This is a genomic window from Streptosporangium sp. NPDC005286 (genome assembly GCF_040607515.1).
In the GTDB taxonomy this organism is placed as follows: Bacteria; Actinomycetota; Actinomycetes; order Streptosporangiales; family Streptosporangiaceae; genus Streptosporangium.
The window spans coordinates 1-5,411 of record NZ_JBEXGU010000305.1; the positions used below are offsets into that span (position 1 = coordinate 1).

Genomic DNA, 5,411 nt, shown 5'->3' on the forward strand with positions numbered 1-5,411 from the left:
CACCGACGCACCCCGCGGCGGCCACACCGCCGTATCGAACCGCTCCCCGGCCTGGCCACCGGCCACCAGCACACCGATCGCATGCCGCACCCAGGCATCGTGATCATCGGCCCCGGCCGGCCGGGCGTGAACACTCACCTCACGCCGACCCATCCCGTCCACGGGCCCTACTCGCACCTGCACCGCGACGGCATCGTCCGCACCCAGCACCAGCGGCGCGGTCAAGGTCAGCTCCTCGACCAGATCACAACCGACCTCATCACCCGCCCGCACCACCAACTCCAGGAACCCGGTACCGGGGAAGATCACCATCCCGCCCACCACGTGATCGGCCAGCCACGGATGCGACCCCAGCGAGATACGACCGGTCAGCAGCGCCTCGTCGGTGTCGGCCAGACCCATGGCGGCACCCAGCAGCGGATGCCCCGCCACGACCTGTCCGAGACCTTCGGCATCTCCGGCCCGTCTGCCACTCGGCCAGAACCACTGACGCTGGAAGGCATACGTCGGCAACTCCACCCGGCGGGCACCGGGGAACATGGCCGGCCAGCTCACCGGCACCCCGTGCACGTGCAATCCAGCCAGCGCCATCACGATCGTCGCCTGCTCGTCCTGGCCCCCGCGCAGCGCCGACACCAGCACCGGGTCCGAGTCCGCATACCCGCCCATGGTGACGCGATAAGTATCCGACTCCTCGGCGGCCGCCCGCGAACGGACAGTCTCATCCGCGTCGGCGAGCGCGGTGAGGGTGTCATCGGCCATCGCGGTCAGTACGCCGTCGGGGCCCAGCTCCAGATACGCCCGTACCCCCTGAGCGTGCAGCGTCCGGACACCGTCGGAGAAGCGGACGGCCCGACGCACCTGCTCGACCCAGTAGTCCGGCGAGCACAACTGCTCGTCGGTGGCCGCCTGCCCGGTCACCGTGGACACCACCGGGATCTGCGGCGGGCCGTAGGACAACGTCCGGGCCAGGGCGCGGAAGTCCTCCAGCATCGGATCCATCAACGGCGAGTGGAACGCGTGCGACACCCGCAACCGCCTGGTCTTGACCCCCCGCTCCTGCAGAGCGGCGACGACCTCCAGCACCGCCTCCTCCACCCCGGCGATCACCACCGAGGCCGGACCGTTCACCGCCGCGACCGACACCTCCTTCTCACGCCCGGCCAGCAGCTCGGCGACCTCCTCCTCGGCGGCCCGCACCGACACCATCGCCCCACCCGGCGGCAACGCCTGCATCAACCGCGCCCGACCCGCCACCAACACACACGCATCCTTCAGGGACAACACCCCGGCCACATGCGCCGCCGTGATCTCCCCGATCGAGTGCCCGGCCAGCGCATCCGGCCGCAGCCCCCACGAGGACACCAACCGGAACAACGCCGTCTCCACCGCGAACAACGCCGGCTGCGCCCACCCCGTCCGATCCAGCAACCCCGCCTCAACCGACCCCGGCTCGGCGAACAACACCTCCCGCAACGACCCATCGAGCAACGGGTCCAGCTCCGCGAGCACCTCATCCAACGCCTGCGCGAACACCGGGAACCGGTCATACAGCTCCCGGCCCATCCCCGCCCGCTGGCTGCCCTGACCGGTGAACAACACCGCCAGCTGCGGCGGCGTCGCGGCCACCCCGCGCACCACACCCACACCCGGCCGCTCCTCGGCCAGCGCACCCAACCCGGCCAGCACCCCCTCACGATCAGCCGCGACCACCACCGCCCGATGCTCGAACACCGACCGCGTCGCCACCAGCGAGAACGCCACATCGCTCAGCACCGGAGCAGGATCGCTACCCACATACGACACCAGCCGCCCGGCCTGCGCCCGCAACGCCTCCGCCGTACGACCCGACACCACCACCGAAACCACCGGCGGCTCCACGGCGACATCCGGCATCCGGTCCCCTGTGCGAACCCTGGCCTCAGGCTCCGGGAGCTCCGGCCCCTGCTCAACGATCACGTGCGCGTTGGTGCCGCTGATCCCGAACGACGACACACCCGCCCGGCGCGGACGGTCGGTCTCCGGCCACGCCGTCGGCTCGGTCAGCAGCTCCACCGCGCCAGAGGCCCAGTCCACATGTGACGAGGGTGCGTCCACATGCAGCGTCTTGGGCAGCACCCCGTGCCGCATCGCGAGCACCATCTTGATCACACCCGCCACACCGGCGGCGGCCTGGGTGTGACCGATGTTCGACTTGATCGACCCCAGCAGCAGCGGCCGATCGTCCGATCTGTCCTGGCCGTAGGTCGCCAGCAGGGCCTGCGCCTCGATCGGGTCACCCAACGTCGTCCCGGTACCGTGGCCCTCCACCACGTCCACCTCGGCCGACGACAGCCCGGCGCCGGCCAGCGCCTGGCGGATCACCCGCTGCTGCGACGGACCGTTCGGCGCCGTCAAACCGTTCGACGCACCATCCTGGTTCACCGCCGAACCACGCACCACCGCCAGCACCTGGTGCCCGTTGCGGCGCGCGTCCGACAACCGCTCCAGCACCAGCATGCCCACGCCCTCGGCCCACCCCGCACCGTCGGCGCCGTCGGCGAACGCCTTGCACCGTCCATCGGCGGCCAGCCCACCCTGGGCGCTGAAGTCGATGAACGAGTTCGGCGTGGCCATCACGGTCACACCACCGGCCAGCGCCAGCGAGCACTCATCACCGCGCAGGGCCTGTGCGGCCAAGTGCAGTGCCACCAGCGAGGAGGAGCACGCGGTGTCCACGGTCACCGCCGGCCCTTCCAGGCCGAGGGTGTAGGACAGCCGGCCGGTCGCGACACTACCGGCGCTACCGGTACCGGAGAAGCTCATCACCTCCGGTGGAAACTCCACACCGGTCGCGTAATCGTGGTACATGACCCCGGCGAACACGCCGGTACGGCTACCGCGCAGCGAGACCGGATCGATCCCGGCCCGCTCGACCGCCTCCCAGGACGCCTCAAGCAGCAGTCGCTGCTGCGGGTCCATCGCCAGCGCCTCGCGGGGCGAGATGCCGAAGAACCCGGGGTCGAACTCCCCCGCGTCGTGCAGGAACCCGCCCTCACGCACGTAACTGGTTCCACGGCTCTCCCGATCCGGGTTGTACAACGCTCCGAGATCCCAGCCGCGCGATGTCGGGAAACCGGTGATCGCGTCGGTCTCCTCGACCACCAGCCGCCACAGATCCTCCGGAGAGGCCACCCCACCCGGATAACGGCACGCCATCCCCACGATCACGATCGGATCATCGGCCACCGAACGCACCACCGGCGAGAGCACACCCGCATCGGCCCGCTCACCCAGCAACTCACCCAGCAGGAAATCCGCCAGACCAACCGGAGTCGGATAGTCGAACACCAACGTCGCCGGCAACCGCAACCCCGTCGCCGCGTTCAGCCGGTTACGCAACTCCACCGCGGTAAGACTGTCGAAGCCCAGCTCGCGGAACTCCCGCCGCACCTCCACCAACTCCGGCGAAGCATGCCCCAGCACCAGCGCCACCTGCGCCCGCACCAACTCCACCACCGACCGCACCCGATCGGCCTCACCCAACCCGGCCAACCGCCGCACCAGCGCACCGTCACCCGACACCGACCCCGACACCGCCGACCGGCGAACCCCCCGCACCAGCCCGCGCAGCAGATACGGCACCTCACCCCGCGCCCGCACCGCCGCCAGGTCGAGCCGCGCGACCACCAGCACCGGACGATCCACCGCATCCACCGCGTCGAACGACGCCAGCCCCTGCTCCACCGACAACGGCGACATCCCCGCCCGCGTCATTCGCCGCAGATCGACCTCGTCCAACCCACCGGTCATCCCGGCGTCCTGTGCCCACGGCCCCCACGCCAGCGACCGCGCGGCCAACCCCTGCGCCCGCCGATACTCCGCCAACGCGTCCAGGAACGCGTTCGCCGCCGCGTAGTTACCCTGCCCCGCCCCACCGAACGCCCCCGCCACCGACGAGAACACGATGAAGTCGGCCAAGCCTCCATCACGAGTCAGCTCATGTAGATACCAGGCCGCGTCCACCTTCGGCCGCAACACCGTCGCCAACCGCTCCGGTGTCAGCGACGGAATCGTCCCGTCATCCAGCACACCCGCGGTATGAATCACCGCGGTCAGCGGATGCCCGGGATCCACCCGCGCCAGCAGCGCCGCCACCGCGTCCCGATCGGCCACATCACAGGCGGCGATCGCGACCTCGACCCCGTGCGCGATCAGCTCGGCCCGCAGTTCCAGCGCGCCGGGGGCGTCCAGGCCCCGGCGGCTGGTCAGCAACAGACGCCGCACCCCCCGCTCGGCCACCACATGCCGCGCGAACAACGCCCCCAGACCACCCGTCCCACCGGTGATCAGGACAGTTCCCTCCGGATCCCAGGCACGATCCTCACTCAAACCAGAGCCGGACGCGAGATCAACGCCACGCTCGGGGCCAGAGCCATCACCGGAATCTGAGCCGGGCACCACCCGTACCAGCCGGGCAACCCGCACCTCACCCCCACGCACCGCCACCTGCGGCTCACCCGAGGCCAGCACCCCAGACAGCACCGCCAGAGACGCCCCCTCCTCCACATCCACCAGCACGAACCGGCCCGGATTCTCCAACTGCGCCGACCGCATCAATCCCCACACCGCCGCCGCGCCCAGATCGGTGACCGCATCTCCCGCACCGGCCACCACCGCACCCCGCGTCACCACCACCAGCCGCGAATCAGCACACCGCTCATCGGCCAGCCACCCCTGCACCAACCCCAGAACACGAGCGGTCAACGCGTGCGCCGCCCCCACCACGTCCCCGTCCCCGGCCGACCCGACCACGACGGTCACCACCTCCGGCACCACCTCCAGCGCCGCCAGCTCCACCTCCGGATCCGATGCCAGGTCCAAGGTCAGCTCGGCCACCTGAGTGAGGGGGCCGGACGCCGAGGACGCCGCCGCCTCCGGCGACATCGCCCACTCCAGGCGGAACAGCGCGTCCCGCTCCAGCGCCCGACCATCAGCGCCGGAGAGGTCATCAACCGAGATCGGGCGCAGCACCAGCGAACGCGCCGACAGCACCGGCTCCCCGGCCGCGTCCACCGCACTCAACGACACCGCATCGCCACCCGCCCAGGCCAGCCGCACCCGCAACACCGACGCCCCACCCGCGTGCAAACACACCCCACCCCACGAGAACGGCAACCGCACACCCTCGGAACCGTCCAGATCAGCGAAGGCCACCGCGTGCAACGCCGCATCCAGCAACGCCGGATGCAACCCGAACCCACCCGCATCGACAACCTGCTCAGGCAGACCGACCTCGGCGAACACCACACCGTCCGCACCCCGCCAAGCTCCCCTCAACCCCTGGAACACCGGCCCATAACCCAGCCCACCCCCGGCCAGCCGCTCATACAACCCGTCCAGCTCGATCACCGACGCACCCCGCGGCGGCC

General features: G+C 70.8%; 1 protein-coding gene. It reads right to left on the reverse strand.

What is annotated here, in order from left to right; all coding sequences use genetic code 11:
* Positions 1-5,391 (reverse strand): SDR family NAD(P)-dependent oxidoreductase (locus ABZU75_RS45020; protein WP_355569232.1); only part of this gene is annotated, 5,391 nt, incomplete at its 3' end.
* Positions 5,392-5,411: the final 20 nt, after the last annotated feature.